This window comes from Cryobacterium sp. MLB-32 (assembly GCF_000738085.1).
In the GTDB taxonomy this organism is placed as follows: domain Bacteria; phylum Actinomycetota; class Actinomycetes; order Actinomycetales; family Microbacteriaceae; genus Cryobacterium.
This window is the reverse complement of the sequence record NZ_JPRS01000069.1, coordinates 12,500-27,432: the sequence shown is the minus strand read 5'-3', so window position 1 is coordinate 27,432 and position 14,933 is coordinate 12,500. Positions and strand designations below refer to the sequence as shown.

The following is a 14,933-nucleotide window of genomic DNA, read 5'->3' as shown; positions in this document are numbered from 1 at the left end:
CAGTCTTTGGCGTTTACAGCGATCCCAACACGTGGCAGCACCTGCCCGTGGGGCGTCACCACACTCGAGAGCAGTCCAGACAGATCATCGAAGACGCCATCACGAGCAGTCGTGAGCACGACATCGGTCAATGGGCGGTGCGTGTGGGTGTCCAAGGAGCTAACGAAGCTCTGACAGCGGGCACGTTCATCGGTACGGGCGGAGTGAACATGACTCCAGCACTCGTCTGGAACCTCGGGTATCGTCTCTCCCCGGCCGCGTGGGGTCGAGGTTTCGCTACGGAAATCGCCCGCGGTGCGGTGGCTGCCGTCCGAGCCCAGAATGACTCAGTTGCCATCACGGCCCGCGTCCTGTCCAATAATCCTGCTTCGGCGCGGGTCGCGTTGCGCGCCGGGCTGAACAAGGTGTGGGAAGGACCAACAATGGCTGCAACCGGAGCGGGCATCACTGGGGAAGTCTTCTCAGATCGGGATCTCGCAGACGATGCCTTTCGCTGGTTGATCGAGAACGTTTAGGATTCCCTACATCGACCGACGGGTATGCCAGGCCTGTGCCATTAGGGAGTTGCGGTCGTACTCATCTCTGCGGCAACCTGCTCAGCCTCGGCAGCAGAACCGAACCCCAGCGCTATCTGGCCGGTGGTGACGGCATTCATCACCCGCGGTGCGGAGAGGACCCGGCCGTCGAGGACGAAGGCCAGATTCTTATTCATAGCCTCGCGGGTAACCTCGCCGAGCGTGCCGGAATCACCCTCGTTCAGCTCAATGAGGACCGAATCTGCCGAGCTTGGAACCTCGGGGAGCGCTACGGACGTCGGTGTGACAGTACCCAGCGATTTTCCCAACTCATAGGTAATGGTTCCGCCCCTGTCACATGCGGTCGCTGGGCCGTCTGAGGTCAGAGCCGGCGCAGTGCAGGGACCACTAACAGAAGAGACCACCAGACGCAGCTCGAGAGGCTTCCCCGGCGAACCGGTGTCACCGTCAGCCACGCTGCTGCATCCCGTGAGGAGGCCCACGAAGGCGCCAAGTGCAAGGACGAAGGCTGGCCCTCCTCGCGTCCGAGTCCTGCGCCCGTCTGCGATATGTGAGCCGGACAATGCTGTTGTAGACAATTTGGTTCCCCCTCGTTGCGGCAGTGCGTGTTCCGACGCCTTGGGTGATGAGCACCCACCCGGGTCAAGGAACTTCCTCCAACGTCGCAGTGAATCGAACAGGTGTCAATAAGTGGCCCTGTGGTCGGCTGGACACATATCCCGCAGCCCGTTTCCCTGCGACACAGAACCGGCGCATTCGCCCGCCGGACGATTTGACCCAGATCTGTTTGCCGTGGCTGTTCCTCGTGCGGGCAGGCTCGTCGAGATTTCGTGTGCGGTGTCGTTACGCGGCCGAGCCTGTCAGACCCCGAGACCTGATCCCCCGACACCCCAAGCCGCTGGTCGAGGAGCGAGGAACGCTCGGGTCGAGCTTGTCGAGACCAGTATCGAGACCTCGTGACCTGATCCCCACAACGCCCCCTCCCGCTGGTCGAGCCTGTCGAGACCCCGTGGGCTGATCCCCACAACGCCCCATCCCGCTGGTCGAGCTTGTCGAGACCTCGTGAGCCGATCTTGCCATCTTAGAGGCGAATAATGCTTCGAATAACTTCTCCACAATGGTGAGCTTTTCTCGAACAGTGTCAGTGGTGCGTGGGATCCTTATTTCATGGAGAACACCAATGAAGTTCCTCCACCGGAGGACGCCGCGGGCAGCAGCCCGCCCGAACCCGTCGGCCTGACGCCCGAACAGCGCGCAGCAGCCGACACCCAGCTCCGCTTGCTCGATGCGGTGAAAGAGCACGACCGAGCGATCTGCGCGGCGCAGGCCGCGCGGGCGGCCGCGGTCGATGAGATCATGCGCTGGACCCGGGCGACGGCCGAGACCGGCCGACCCACCACGGCCGCTCGTGGAAGGAAAGGGTACGTGGAGTGGTCGTCAATGACGGCCGCTCACGAGGGCCTCGTCGCTGAACTCGCGTGCCTGCTGACGCTGACGGAGAATTGCACCCGCAACCTCATGTGCCACAGCGAACTCCTGCAGCACAAGCTGCCCGCCACCCGAGCAGCCCTGACGCGTGGGGACATCAGTTACCGCCACGTCGAGGTCATCATCGACAACGTTCTGGCCCTCCCTGATGAGGCCTGGCAGGACTTCGAACGAGAGGCTCTGACTGAGAGTGAGACGCTCACGGTGCCGCAGTTCACGAAGAAGGCCATCCGCATTCGGGAACTCACGCATCCTGAGTCGATCGCCGTGCGGCACAAACGCGCCCTCGCTGACCGGTGCTTCTTTGTCGGCCCGGGCCGTGACGGCATGGCGTACCTGGAGATGACTCTGAGCAATGAGGATGCCAGTGCGATCCGTGATCGGGTTGAGGCGATGGCGAAGAACCTCCAGTCCTCATCGCTGGTTGAGCCTGTCGAAACCCGCACGCTCCCGCAACTGCGCACCGACGTCGCCGTAGACCTGCTTTTGGGCGGCGTTACCGCGACGGGGCTCGGCGCGGGGATTCGCGGCAACGTGTACGTCACCGTGCCCGTGCTCACCCTGATGGGTAAGAGTGAAGAACCCGGCACTCTGGAGGGGTTCGGGCCGATCGACCCGGAAACCGCCCGCCGCATCGCCGGCACCGCATCGAGCTTCACCCGCATCCTCATCCACCCGGAGACGGGCGCGGTGCTCTCGTTCGGACGCACAAAGTACAAGGTGCCGACAGAACTCCGGCGCTGGCTGCAACTGCGCGACGGATCGTGCCGCGCCGCCGGGTGCAACCGCCGCGCGCAGGACTGCGACATCGACCACACCATCCCCTGGGAATCCGGCGGCGAAACCGTGTTCTCAAACCTCGCGAACCTCTGCAAACGCAGTCACCGGATCAAACACGAAACAGGTGGGAGGTCGAACAAGATAAGCACGGCACCCTCAACTGGACCAGCCCGGCCGGCAAGCACTACGCCACCCACCCCGCCACCCGCCTCCGCCCCACGATCCCCGCGGTCGAACCCGGATCGGCGAAGGCACCTCGGCGATACATCAACCCGTGGACGATACCGGTCACCGACTCAAGCGACTGCCCACTCTGACGATCTGACCCGCGGCCGGCAGACCGAGAGAAGCGACAGTCGGCCACCGATTGTTCTTCTGATCGACTGCTCGTTCTTAGATGACCACAACCTCAGCTGGCGTCCAGGTATGTCGCGCGTTCGGCGAAGGCACTCTGCTCGGCCAGCCAATCAAAACCCAGCGGCAGGAGATCGGCTATAGCGACGCTGCGAACGCCCACGGACGTCGGCACAATCACCCGGATACCCGGATGGTAGTCGGCGAGCACCTGCCGATCGCGACCACACGGCGCCTTGACTCCGCGACCGCTGTCTCCGACCGCGACAATCGTCGTCAACTCCCGCGCACCGGAGGCCCGTGCCGTGCCGAGCGCCACCAACTCAGCGCATGGCCCACCCGTGAAGTGATACAGGTTGACCCCCACGTGGATTCGACCATCGGTATCGCGCACGGCGGCCCCAACGGTGTGCACCCCGCCTTCGACGTCGGCGTTGGCATCGATTACTTCCGCCGCTCGCGCGATGAGATTCAGATCGTGGTCGGTGAGCTCTCGCATGTCCATAGCGCTGAGCCTAGGGCTCGTGCACGAGTCGACGCTGCGGCAGAACACCGTCGCACCGATACAACCTGCTTGCACGCCCGGTTCACCCGTAGAGGAGGGGCCAGCAGCTTTGGGCCGAGACCGACACGAACGAGACTGATAGGGCCGGGTGCGGACTAGTTTTCGATCGAGATTTGCACCGTGTCGCCGTTGATGTCGATCGCCACGATGAGCAGCGAGTCGGTGTCGTCGGGGCTGATGGAGTACTCGAGCAGGGCGAAGTGCTCGTCGCCGCCGGTGTGATGCGGGTGGAATCCGATGCGCTGCAGGCGCAGCGAGCGCAAGAAGTCGATCTGCTGGTCGCCGGAGTCCCAGATGATGGCGTCCGCGAGAGCCTCAGGATCCATCTCGGCCACGTGCTGGTCGATGTAGGTCGAGGTGGGCGTGGCCTTGGTCGTCAACTCGGCCACGAGGGACTCCCTGGCAGCCGAGTCAAGGTCTTCAATGTTGTTGATCATGGCCGCGGCGATATCGAGGGCCTCGCTTGTGACCGCATCCTCGTCGGGCGAGCTGAGGTCGACTTCGATGTCCTGATCGCCGAGTTCGGCCGTCTCCGACCAGTACACCTCACCGGCGTCATCGCTGCCGAGGATTCCGAAGAAATCGTGCTCAATAGTCATGTCGTCCTCTTTCTAAAATTCATAATGGTCGGGGTCATCGGTCAGCCGATGAGTTTCTGGGCGAAAACATGTGGGGTGAAACCGGTGAGGTCGTTGATGCCCTCACCCTGTCCCACGAGCTTGATCGGAATACCGGTTCGTTCCTGCACGGCGAGCACAAAACCGCCCCGGGCCGAGCCGTCAAGTTTGGTGAGCACGAGCCCGGTCACACCTGCGTGCTGAATAAAGGCCTCCGCCTGGGCAAGACCGTTCTGACCGGTTGTGGCGTCGAGAACCAGCAGTACCTCGGCGATGGGCGCCTGCTTCTCGACCACCCGTCGAATCTTGGTGAGCTCATCCATGAGCCCGCCCTTGGTGTGCAGGCGACCGGCGGTGTCGATGATGACGATCTCGATACCCTCGTTCTTTGCCTTCTCCACGGTCTGGAAGGCAACGGCCGCCGGATCCTGGCCGACCATCTGCGGCTTCACGATCTGCGCACCGGCCCGTTCGGCCCAGGTCGCGAGCTGGTCCACGGCACCCGCTCGGAAGGTGTCGGCCGCCCCGACGATCACGGTGCGCCCGTACGTGTTCAGGAACTTGGCGAATTTGCCGATGGTCGTGGTCTTGCCCACGCCGTTCACGCCCACGACGAGCACCACGGCGGGTCGTTCGCTGAGCGTCAGCGTGGAATCGAGCCGTGACAGCCGTTCCTCGATGCCCTCGCGCAACATCCGCTGCAGGTCTTTGGGGTCGGTCGTGTTGTACTTGGCGACTTTGGCGCGCAGGTCAGCCACGACCGCCTCGGTGATGTTGGGCCCGAAGTCGGCCTTGATCAGCGCGTCTTCCAGGTCGTCCCAGGTTTCGCCGTCGATCGTCTTCTTCGTGAACATGCCGCGCAGAGCGCCGGAAAGTGACCACGGGGTGCGTTCTGCCATACCTCTAGCCTAGGGCGCGAAACGTCCCAAGACCGTGCAGTCACCGCGTGAATACCGAGCTCCCGATCGACGCTCGCAACCGTGACCGCCCAGACGGGGTCCGAGCACGGGTGCTGCCTCCCGACACGAGCGAGGCTGCAGGCCGGTGCAGGCAGGCGAACCAGACCCAGACCCAGACCCGGACCAGACAGGAGGCTCCCGCACCACAATCGGTGCGGGAGCCTCCTGTCTGCGCTACTTCGTGGTGGCCTGCGTGGTCAGCCAGGCCCCCGTCCCGATGGCGGTGACCGCGGCGATTCTGACCGTGTAGGTCGTCTTCCCCGTCAGCCCGGCGACCTTGATGCTCGTGGCAGTGCTGACACCGTCGCCGACCGTGCTCCAGTCGGTTCCGTTGACGGACGTCGCAATCGCGTAGTCCGTGATCGGGAAACCACCATCCGCGAGGGGTGCCGTCCAGGTCACCTTCAGTGATTTGCCCATCACCTTGACGACCGCTCCACGGGGCTCGGAGGGCGGCGAGGCAGTCGACGCTTCGACCGGCGTGGAGTAAGTGCCGAGGCCCGACGCTGATGTCGCTCGGACCCGCACCTGGTAGTGCGTGGCAGGGGTGAGCCCGGTGATCGTGGCACCGGGGGCGGCCGTGACGCTGTCGAAGAACCTGGTCCATTGCTGAGCACCAGCGACCCGGTACTGCACCCTGTAGTCGGAGACGGGACTGGTACCCGTTGCTGCGGGTGCTTCCCAGACCACAGCGATCGTCGTGCCGTCCACGGGAGAGAGCGACACCTCGGCCGGTGCGCCCGGAACCACGGCAGGCTCGGGCTCTGGTCCCGTGTCGGGACCGGGGTCCGTCACGGTGAGGTCGGCGAACGGAACCTTCACCACGGATGTTGCGAGGTCGACCGTCGACGGCGCTGTGCCGAGCACGTTCCAGAGTTCGACCTTCACCGTGCCCCCGACCAGTGGCCCGAACTCGCCTTCGACGCTCTCGAACGCAGCATCTGTGGTGTAGCGCTCGTAGCCGGGCACAGGGTCGGTCGGGAAGTAGTTGAACTTCTCGATCCGATCGAAGGTGCCATCTCCCGTCAGGTCGTAGGAGACCCGGAGCCGGGTTCCGTTTCCGACCCCCAGAGTGTCGATCCCGATATCGAACGCGGTGCGACTTCCTGCAAACGTGCCGGACAGGTTCGTAGCGGTGAGGACCAGACCCGTGGAGGGATCACCGACGGCGTCGGGACCGGACCGCGGGGCGAGCGTTGCGGTCTCGGCCGTGCCGGCCTGATTCGCGAGAGATCCCGTGGTGGTGAGGAACAGGTCAGTCTGGGTTGCCGCCGGAGGAGTCGGCGGATCCGTTGGCGGAACCTCGGTACCGCTCGGGGCTCCGCCACCGCTCCACACCTGCGCGCCGGACGTCACCGTCTTGCCTGTGGGAACATCGAGGACGGTGCCGTCGGTGAAGGTCACCGTGATCGGCGCCTGAGTGATATTGCTCGCGACGTAGGTCTTCGCGCCATCCTTCGTGAACACCGCGGCCATCGGATCATTGGCATGCACCGCGGTCTCGAGCGTTCCCAGCGCCGCCAGGTTGGCAATCCAGTGGAAGGTGTGCGCCCGACTCTCGCCCTCCTCCACGGGGTACTCGCGATCGTTGTCGAGCTTGGCGAGTGCGGCTGGAGCGTCGCCGAGTGCGAGATATGACCAGAGAACGTCCTGCCACACCGTCGGGTTGCCGCCATTGACGTCGACCATCTCGCCGTAGTTCTCGACGACGTCGGCGGGTCGCAGGCCCAGGTAGAGATGCCCGCCCGTGATCGGCAGAGTGTTGATGCCTTGGATCATCTCGGCCTCCGCACTGAACCAGGTGGAGTAGGTGCCACCGTCACCCCAGATCATTCCCGCGGTGCTGTGCCCGAATGAATCCGGCATTGCGCCGGATTCGTCGAACCAGTACTGCTGAATCGCGGCGGTCTGGGTGGCATAAAGGTAGATCCCGGCGTCGCGGGTGGCGGTGTCCCCGGTCGCGGTCCCCCATTGGATCAGGCCGTTGGCGAAGTTCTGCCCTTCGGAACTTGATTCCTGGTTATTGCCGGCGCCGAAGGCTCCGTGGCCGGATGCCCAGTCGTGACCCGCGTAGATGTCGAAGTCGCGAAGGTACGGGTAGCGGTTGTCGGTGCGGTCGAAGTTGTTTGCGTCCGCGATCAGCTCGTCGACCATGCCGCCATACGCAGCCTGGGACGCCCAGTCGGGGTCGAACCGCGCCAGCGTCGCCGCGGCGACCACGAAGTAGCCGTAGTGGAAGTGGTGGTCGTTGAGCTCCTTGTCGGAACCGTACGACGCCGGGTAGCCGATCAGGGTGCCCCAGTTTTCGTTGTACGCGAAGAGTTGTTTGCTCTCGCCCGGGGAAGCCGTGAACCAGTTCGAGAGCGTATCCCTGATTTGCGCCAGCGCAGTGTCGCGCACAGCCGTTCGGTCGAGCTGATCGGCGATCTCAACGATGCGGGCTGCACGCCCGAGCGCCTTGCCGGTCCAGTACGTGTCGTCCTTCACAGCGCCCATCGGGTCGGACGCAACCTGGTCCAACAGCGCGTCCAGGCGCGCATTCGCGTCACCGGCTGCCGTTGCGACCGAGGGAATCTCGGGCAGCACGCCCGTGAACGGGGTCGCCGTCGTGAACGACGTGGCTCCGATGAGCGTCGTCATGTCACCCCGAGCGGAGACGTAGGTGTGGTCAGAGGTGACACCGCTCGTGGGACCGTCACCGGTCACACCGTCGAGGTAGACACTCTGATGCGGGTACAGCGCGAGCACAGTGCCCTCGTTGGTTCCCTCCATCGGTATTGTCGCGGCGGAATAGGTGGTGCGCACCACACTCGTGGACTCGTCGTAGTCGTAGTCGGCGTGAGTGCCGACCACCTTGGCATACGCGTAGGGTTCGTATGCCTCAACGACAGCGAGACGTGCCGCATCGCTGTCGGCGGGAGCGGTCGGCAGGGTGGCAACGGACAGGTAGCCTTTGCCACCAAGGTCGCTCGTGAGAGTCGTACCGGTCACCGACCAGGTGGACCCCGTGGGCGCATAAGCGACGTAGTCGGCGCCACCGGACGAGAAGCCGATCTGCTCGCCATCCTTCAGCCATACGCGCAGGTCGGAGCCGGCGGAGACAACCGCATCGCCGCCGTCGATGTCGAACCAGCTGAACGGCAGACCGTGGCCGATGGTGGCCGTCATCGTCCGGGTGCCGTCGCTCCACGACGGAGTGACCGTCCAGTCGCTCCAGTCGGCGACCTTGACCACGGGCGCGTTGAGGCCGGCGATGCCGACGACGACGTCCTCGGCATAGGGGTAATGGAACTCACCGACACCACCCGGCGTGCCGGACATGACCGGGTCGCGAGTGGTGGAGAATCCGAGGCCGGCCGCCTGCGGAAGGTAGGAGGACGGGTGGGCGTGCAGCGGCTCGCTGTAGGCACAGTTGTACTTCTTGAAGACCAGCGATGACCACCAGTCGTTGGTCGGCACCGCTCCCTCCGGGGCCGTGTCGGTCAGGAACGCGCGGGCGTTCGTCGCGAGGGGATCACAGCCCTCTGGCGCGGCTCCGACGGCATCCGTCGTGTAACTGCCGGTGCCGACCGGCATGGTCTCGGCCTGGGCCACACCGACCGCGCCGAGACCGCTGAGAAGCACGGCTGCCGCGGTCATGACGGCCAGGCGTCGCGTCCCGGTCTTCCGCTTTTCTCGCCTCCCCCGGCTGTGCAGTGGTGCGCTGACGTAGTCGATGGTACTCATCTAGTCCCCTTGCGCTACCCGGGCCGCCGCATTGCGGCACCGGAGGCGTGCGTTCCACTTTCCCGTGTGCGAGACAGTGAGAGCGCTCTCTTGAACCCTAGAGGCCCGGGCGAGGAGAGCGCAAGCAAATTGTGAGAGCGCTCTCAAGAAGTGGCAAACGACACGAATTTCCGGAAGACCTCGCATCGCGAGACGACACTCGACATCCGCCGACGCCAGCTGGGCGACTTATTCAGTCACACGGCCTCTCCTACCCGGCAGAATGGTGGGGTGACGGTCCACACCTCCCCCGCGCTCGTCGGTATTGCCCACGGCACGTCCTCCCCCGACGGCCAGTCCGCGGTGGCCGGGCTGATGCGCGCGGTCGCGGCCGCCCGACCGGAGCTCACCGTCGCCCTCGGATTCGTCGACGTGCAGCATCCCGACACCCCCGAAACCCTGGCCGCGCTGGAATCGGGCCTTCCCGCCGTCGTCGTGCCGCTCCTGCTCTCCGCCGGGTACCACGTGCACGTCGACCTCACGGATGCCGTTGCCGCCGAGACCGAGCGCCCCGTCGTGCTCGGCCCTGCCCTGGGCCCGGACGACCGATTGATCGCCCTCCTGCTCCACCGCCTTGACGAATCGGGTCTGGCCGAGGACGACGTCGTCGTGCTCGCGGTGGCCGGTTCAAGCGACGCCAGGGCCGTCGCGGATTGCCGCGTCGTCGCCGAAGGGCTCGCCAGGGCGTCCGGTCGAACCATCGCCCTCGGGTTTCTCTCTGCCGCCCGCCCGCCGCTGGCCTGCATGGTCACACGCACGAGGATCCAGAACCCGGGGCGCAGAATCTTCGTGAGCAGTTACCTGCTGGCGCCGGGATACTTTCAAGGACTGGTCGAGAAGGCCGGGGCGGATGTCGTGACTCGCCCGTTGCTCGTTCCCGGAGAACCGACATCGCAGCTTCTTGTCGACGTGGTGATCAGCCGGTATCTCAGCGCGGTCTGAGGTTCAGCGCGGTCTGAGGTTCAGCGCGGTCTGAAGTTCAGCACGGTCTGAGGAACACGGCCGGCGGAAGGACGTTCGGTGCGGCTCTGAGCGGCGATCTCGCACCGAGAGCACTCACTGTTCGTGCACGGGCGAGGCGCTCACCCTATGCCCGGGCCGCCCCCGTCACCACAGTGTGACGCCGCGCTACCTTGCGTGACCGGGCGTGACCGCCGCCGTGGCGAGCCCTTCCCGCTGTCGATAGTTTTCTTCTATCGCAAGAGGGTGTTCTCGGTTTTACGGGCTCACCCATCGAGAGGAGCCCCCGTGTCGCAGAACGTGACGGAAACCATCCAGGCTCGCGCGCCGCGCCCGGCCTCCCGCCCCAACGGCCAGTGGCTGGTGGACGGTCCAACGCCGCTCAACGGCAATGAAGAGTGGAAGCAGGTCGACAACGGTATCGCCGTGCGAGAGCGCATCGAACGGATCTACTCACAAGAGGGCTTCGACTCCATCGATGGAACGGACTTGCACGGACGATTCCGCTGGTGGGGCCTGTACACGCAGCGCAAACCCGGCATCGACGGCGGCAAGACGGCTACCCTCGAGCCGCACGAGCTCGAAGACCGCTATTTCATGCTGCGGGTGCGCATCGACGGCGGCCAGCTCACCACGGCTCAGCTGCGCGTGATCGGCAACATCTCCCGCGACTTCGGCCGCGACACCGCCGACCTCACCGACCGCCAGAACGTGCAGTTCCACTGGATTCAGATCGAGGACATGCCCGAGATCTGGCGCCGCCTCGAAGCCGTGGGGCTCGAGACCACCCAGGCTTGCGGTGACGTGCCGCGCGTCTTCCTCGGATCCCCCGTGGCCGGCATCGCCGCCGACGAACTCATCGACCCGACCGACGCCATCGCCGAGATCGCCCACAAGTTCCTCGGCACCGACGAGTTCGCCAACCTGCCGCGCAAGTTCAAGACCGCGATCACCGGCCACCCCAGCCAAGACGTCGTTCACGAGATCAACGACATCGGCCTGGTCGCCGTCACGCACCCCGAACTCGGCGTGGGATACGACCTCTGGGTCGGTGGCGCCCTCTCCACCACGCCCCGCCTGGCCGAACGCCTCGGGGCCTTCGTTGCACCCGGGCAGGTCACCGAGGTCTGGCGCGGCGTGGTCTCCATCTTCCGCGACTACGGCTATCGCCGTCTCCGCGGCAAGGCACGCCTCAAATTCCTGCTCAACGAGTGGGGAACCGAGAAGTTCCGCCGTGTGCTGGAGGACGACTACCTCGGTTATGCCCTGCCGGACGGTCCCGCCGCACCGCGCCCCACGGCGCAGGGCGACCACGTGGGCGTTCATAAGCAGAAGGACGGCCGGTTCTACATCGGCGTAGCGCCCTTCGTCGGCCGCGTTGCCGGCCCGTTGCTGACCGGCCTCGCCGATCTGCTCGAAGAGCACGGCTCCTTCCGCCTACGCACCACCCCGCACCAGAAACTCGTGCTGCTCGACATCAGCGAAGAACACGTGGAACCGCTCATTGCGGCCCTCGACGAGCTCGGCCTCGCCGCCCGGCCGAGTCTCTTTCGCCGGTCGACGATCGCCTGCACCGGTATCGAATTCTGCAAGCTCGCGATCGTGGAGACCAAGCAGACCGCGACGGATGCCATCCTTGAGCTTGAGAAACGGCTCGCCGGCATCGATGTGCCCCAGCCGATCAGCCTGCACGTGAACGGCTGCCCCAACTCCTGCGCCCGCATCCAGACTGCGGACATCGGCCTCAAGGGACAGTTGCTGCCCGACGGCAACGGCGGCCAGACTCCCGGCTTCCAGGTGCATCTCGGCGGCGGCCTCGCCTCACCCAACCGCGATGAAGCCGGCCTGGGCCGCACCGTGCGCGGCCTCAAGGTGACCGCGAACGATCTCGCCGACTACGTCGAACGCATCGTTCTCCGCTTCCTTGCTGACCACACTACGAACGAGACGTTCGCTGAGTGGTCGCACCGTGCCGACGAGGAGGCGCTCAAGTGAGCCCCGCCGTGAACATCAACGCCAGGCCTGCCGCACCCGAGTCCCCTGCCGCCCGCGTGCTGCCCGAACGCCGCGCGGCGTCCGTTCTGCAGGCGCTCGCCGAGCGGGGATCGGCAGAACTCGGTGCCCTCGACCATGAGGCGACCGCCAGCGAGGTCGTGTCCTGGGTCGCCCGCAACTTCGGCGCCGGCTCTGTAGCTGTGGCCTGCTCGATGGCCGACGCCGTGCTGCCCCAGCTCGTGGCGAACCAGCTCCCCGGAGTCGACGTGCTGTTCCTCGACACCGGCTATCACTTTGCCGAAACATACGAAACGCGCGACGCCGTCGCGGCCGCCCTCGACGTGACCATCGTTGATGTGCTGCCGCTGACGAGCGTTCCTGAGCAGGACGCCGAGCACGGGGCAGAGCTCTTCGCCCGAGACCCCAACCTCTGCTGCGCCATGCGCAAGGTCGAGCCACTTCAACGCTCCCTCACGGGCTACGAACTCTGGTTCACCGGGGTGCGCCGCGACGAGGCTCCCACGCGTGCCAACACCCCGCTCATCACCTGGGACGCGCGCAACGGACTCGTCAAGGTGAACCCGGTCGCGGCCTGGACCTACGACGAGCTGATGGACTACGCGACCGAGCACCACGTACCGGTCAACGTGCTGCTCTCGCAGGGTTATCCCTCGATCGGCTGCGCTCCCTGCACCAAGCCCGTCGCCGCGGGTGCCGACCCGCGTTCCGGACGCTGGGCCACCCTCGAGAAGACAGAATGCGGACTCCACCTATGAGCACTTCAGCCCTCCTAAGCACTTCAGCCCTCCTGAGCACTTCAGCCCTCCTGAGCACAGCGAGCCACGACGACGCCCGCGGGGCATCGACCCACCGTCTCTCCGAACTCGACGTGCTTGAGAGCGAGGCGATCCACATCATCCGTGAGGTCGTCGCCGAGTTCGAACGCCCCGTGCTCATGTTCTCCGGCGGCAAAGATTCAGTCGTCGTGCTTCACCTCGCCGCCAAGGCATTCTGGCCGGGGAAGGTTCCCTTCTCGTTGCTGCACGTGGACACCGGCCACAACTTTCCGGAGGTGCTCGAGTTTCGCGACCGCACCGTGGAACGCCTCGGCGTGCGGCTCGCCGTCGCGAGTGTGGAGGACTACATTGCGGACGGGCGCCTCGCCGAGCGTGCCGACGGCACGCGCAATCCGCTGCAAACGCTTCCGCTGCTCGACGCGATCGCCGCGGGCCGGCATGACGCCGTCTTCGGCGGAGCCCGCCGCGACGAGGACAAGGCCAGAGCGAAGGAGCGCATCCTCTCCCTGCGCGACGAATTCGGGCAGTGGGACCCGCGAAACCAGCGCCCCGAACTGTGGAACCTGTACAACGGCCGTCACACCGTGGGCCAGCACGTGCGCGCGTTCCCGATCAGCAACTGGACCGAACTCAACGTGTGGCGCTACATCGAGCGCGAGGACATCGAGCTTCCCGGCCTCTACTACGCCCACGAGCGCGACGTCTACCGCCGTGACGGCATGTGGCGCGCGGTCAGCCCCGTCAGCGAGCCCCGCTCCGACGAGCACGTCGAACAGCGCACCGTGCGATACCGCACCGTCGGCGACATGAGCTGCACCGGTGCCGTCGAATCCGACGCTCACACCGTGAACGACGTCGTGCGCGAGGTCGCAGTCAGCACCATCACCGAGCGCGGCGCCACCCGAGCCGACGACCGAATCTCGGAAGCCGCCATGGAAGACCGAAAAAAGGAAGGCTACTTCTAATGAACAAGCCCTCCCTGGTGATCGTGCGCGGCCTGGCGCTGCTGCTGGGCAGTGCGCTTCTCCTGAGCGGATGCGCCGCAACGCCCATCCCCGCACCCGGCCCCGCCGCTGAACTGCGCCTCGGGTACTTCGACAACGTCACCCACGCCCCAGCCCTCATCGGAGTGCAGAAGGGTTTCCTGAAAGACGCCCTCGGCGACACAACGCTGTCCACCCAGGTGTTCAACGCGGGCCCCGCCGCCATCGAGGCCTTGAGCGCCGGCGCGATCGATGCCGCCTACATCGGCCCGAACCCCGCCGTGAACACCTTTGTGCAGAGCAAGGGTGCCTCGGCCATCATTGTGGCCGGAGCGGCCGCGGGCGGCGCCGCGCTCGTGGTGCGTGACGGTATCGATTCCCCCGTCGACCTCGCTGGCACGACCCTCGCGAGCCCCCAGCTCGGCAACACCCAGGACGTGGCCCTGCGCTCCTGGCTCGATCGCGAGGGCTACCAGACCAGCATCACGGGCGGCGGCGACGTGGCCGTGTCCCCGACCGACAATGCCCTCGCCCTGACGCTTTTCACCAGCGGACAGATCGACGGAGCCTGGCTGCCGGAGCCCTGGGCCTCCCGTCTCGTGCTTGAGGGGGGCGGCCACGTTCTCGTCGACGAGGCCGATCTGTGGGCCAACGGGAACTTCCCCACCACCGTGCTTCTGGTGCGCAAAGAATACCTGCGCGACCACCCCGAGACCGTGGCGAAGCTCGTGGCCGGGCACACGGCATCCGTCGCCTGGCTGAATGACAACCCGGCGGATGCTGCGGCGGCAATCAACGCGGAGTTGCTCGCCGACACCGGCAAGACGCTTCCCGACGCCGTGATGGCCCGCGCGCTGGAGCACGTGCGCTTCACCACGGACCCGTTCGCCGCGACATTCCCGGTCTCCCTCGCCGCCGCCGTCGCCGTCGGCACGGGCAAGGCGGGAGATCTCAACGGCCTCTTCGACCTGTCCCTGCTCAACGCGGTGCTCACCGGGCAGGGCGGCACGGCGGTCTCCGCCGCGGGGCTCGGCAAGGAATAGCGATGACGCACACGCTCGCGCACCAGCACCAGCACCAGCTCCAGCTCCAGCTCCAGCTCCAGCTCCAGAACGACCCGACAGATACCGACGA

At 65.8% G+C, this 14,933-nt stretch carries 12 protein-coding genes; 7 read left to right on the top strand and 5 right to left on the bottom strand.

The genetic code is table 11. The features are described 5' to 3' along the window. Window positions 1-515, top strand: a 515-nt coding sequence (locus tag JF66_RS09080; protein ID WP_051973337.1) for a GNAT family N-acetyltransferase, incomplete at its 5' end; no start/stop codon positions are given. A gap of 41 nt (window positions 516-556) precedes the next feature. On the opposite strand, the gene JF66_RS22945 is transcribed toward JF66_RS09080, so the two are convergent. Next, entirely contained in the window at window positions 557-712 is a 156-nt protein-coding gene (locus JF66_RS22945) for a hypothetical protein (protein WP_156109712.1), read from the bottom strand. A gap of 991 nt (window positions 713-1,703) precedes the next feature. On the opposite strand from JF66_RS22945, the gene JF66_RS21655 reads away from it, so the two are divergent. Further along, window positions 1,704-3,302 (top strand): HNH endonuclease signature motif containing protein, encoded by a 1,599-nt coding sequence (locus JF66_RS21655; RefSeq protein WP_051973336.1) that lies wholly within the window; start codon window positions 1,704-1,706, stop codon window positions 3,300-3,302. On the opposite strand, the gene JF66_RS09065 is transcribed toward JF66_RS21655, so the two are convergent. From JF66_RS09065 to JF66_RS09050, 4 genes are all read right to left on the bottom strand, one after another. After that, entirely contained in the window at window positions 3,214-3,663 is a 450-nt protein-coding gene (locus JF66_RS09065; protein ID WP_051973335.1) for a cytidine deaminase, read from the bottom strand. The two genes, JF66_RS21655 and JF66_RS09065, sit on opposite strands and share 89 nt — an antisense overlap. A gap of 155 nt (window positions 3,664-3,818) precedes the next feature. After that, window positions 3,819-4,322 (bottom strand): DUF2004 domain-containing protein, encoded by a 504-nt coding sequence (locus JF66_RS09060; protein WP_035877221.1) that lies wholly within the window; start codon window positions 4,320-4,322, stop codon window positions 3,819-3,821. A 41-nt stretch (window positions 4,323-4,363) separates the two neighbouring features. Then, window positions 4,364-5,239 carry a signal recognition particle-docking protein FtsY gene (ftsY, locus tag JF66_RS09055; protein ID WP_035877217.1) on the bottom strand — a complete coding sequence of 292 codons (876 nt, stop codon included), beginning with the start codon at window positions 5,237-5,239 and terminating at the stop codon, window positions 4,364-4,366. Window positions 5,240-5,473: 234 nt separating this feature from the next. Continuing rightward, window positions 5,474-9,025 (bottom strand): glycosyl hydrolase, encoded by a 3,552-nt coding sequence (locus tag JF66_RS09050; RefSeq protein WP_081882266.1) that lies wholly within the window; start codon window positions 9,023-9,025, stop codon window positions 5,474-5,476. 270 nt (window positions 9,026-9,295) lie between these two features. Between JF66_RS09050 and JF66_RS09045 the strand changes: the two genes are divergently transcribed. The 5 genes from JF66_RS09045 (at window position 9,296) to JF66_RS09025 (ending at window position 14,842) form a co-directional block, all read left to right on the top strand. Next, a complete protein-coding gene (locus JF66_RS09045) occupies window positions 9,296-10,006 on the top strand; it encodes a sirohydrochlorin chelatase (protein WP_035877216.1) in 711 nt (236 codons plus the stop codon). Between the two features lie 306 nt (window positions 10,007-10,312). Then, window positions 10,313-12,019 carry a nitrite/sulfite reductase gene (locus JF66_RS09040; RefSeq protein WP_035877215.1) on the top strand — a complete coding sequence of 569 codons (1,707 nt, stop codon included), beginning with the start codon at window positions 10,313-10,315 and terminating at the stop codon, window positions 12,017-12,019. 56 nt (window positions 12,020-12,075) lie between these two features. Beyond that, window positions 12,076-12,795 (top strand): phosphoadenylyl-sulfate reductase, encoded by a 720-nt coding sequence (locus tag JF66_RS09035; RefSeq protein WP_035877230.1) that lies wholly within the window; start codon window positions 12,076-12,078, stop codon window positions 12,793-12,795. Then, complete coding sequence (gene cysD / locus JF66_RS09030; RefSeq protein ID WP_081882264.1) at window positions 12,792-13,781, top strand: sulfate adenylyltransferase subunit CysD; 990 nt, start codon at window positions 12,792-12,794, stop codon at window positions 13,779-13,781. Before JF66_RS09035 ends, cysD begins: the two co-directional genes overlap by 4 nt. Beyond that, complete coding sequence (locus JF66_RS09025; RefSeq protein WP_035877212.1) at window positions 13,781-14,842, top strand: ABC transporter substrate-binding protein; 1,062 nt, start codon at window positions 13,781-13,783, stop codon at window positions 14,840-14,842. Before cysD ends, JF66_RS09025 begins: the two co-directional genes overlap by 1 nt. Window positions 14,843-14,933: the final 91 nt, after the last annotated feature.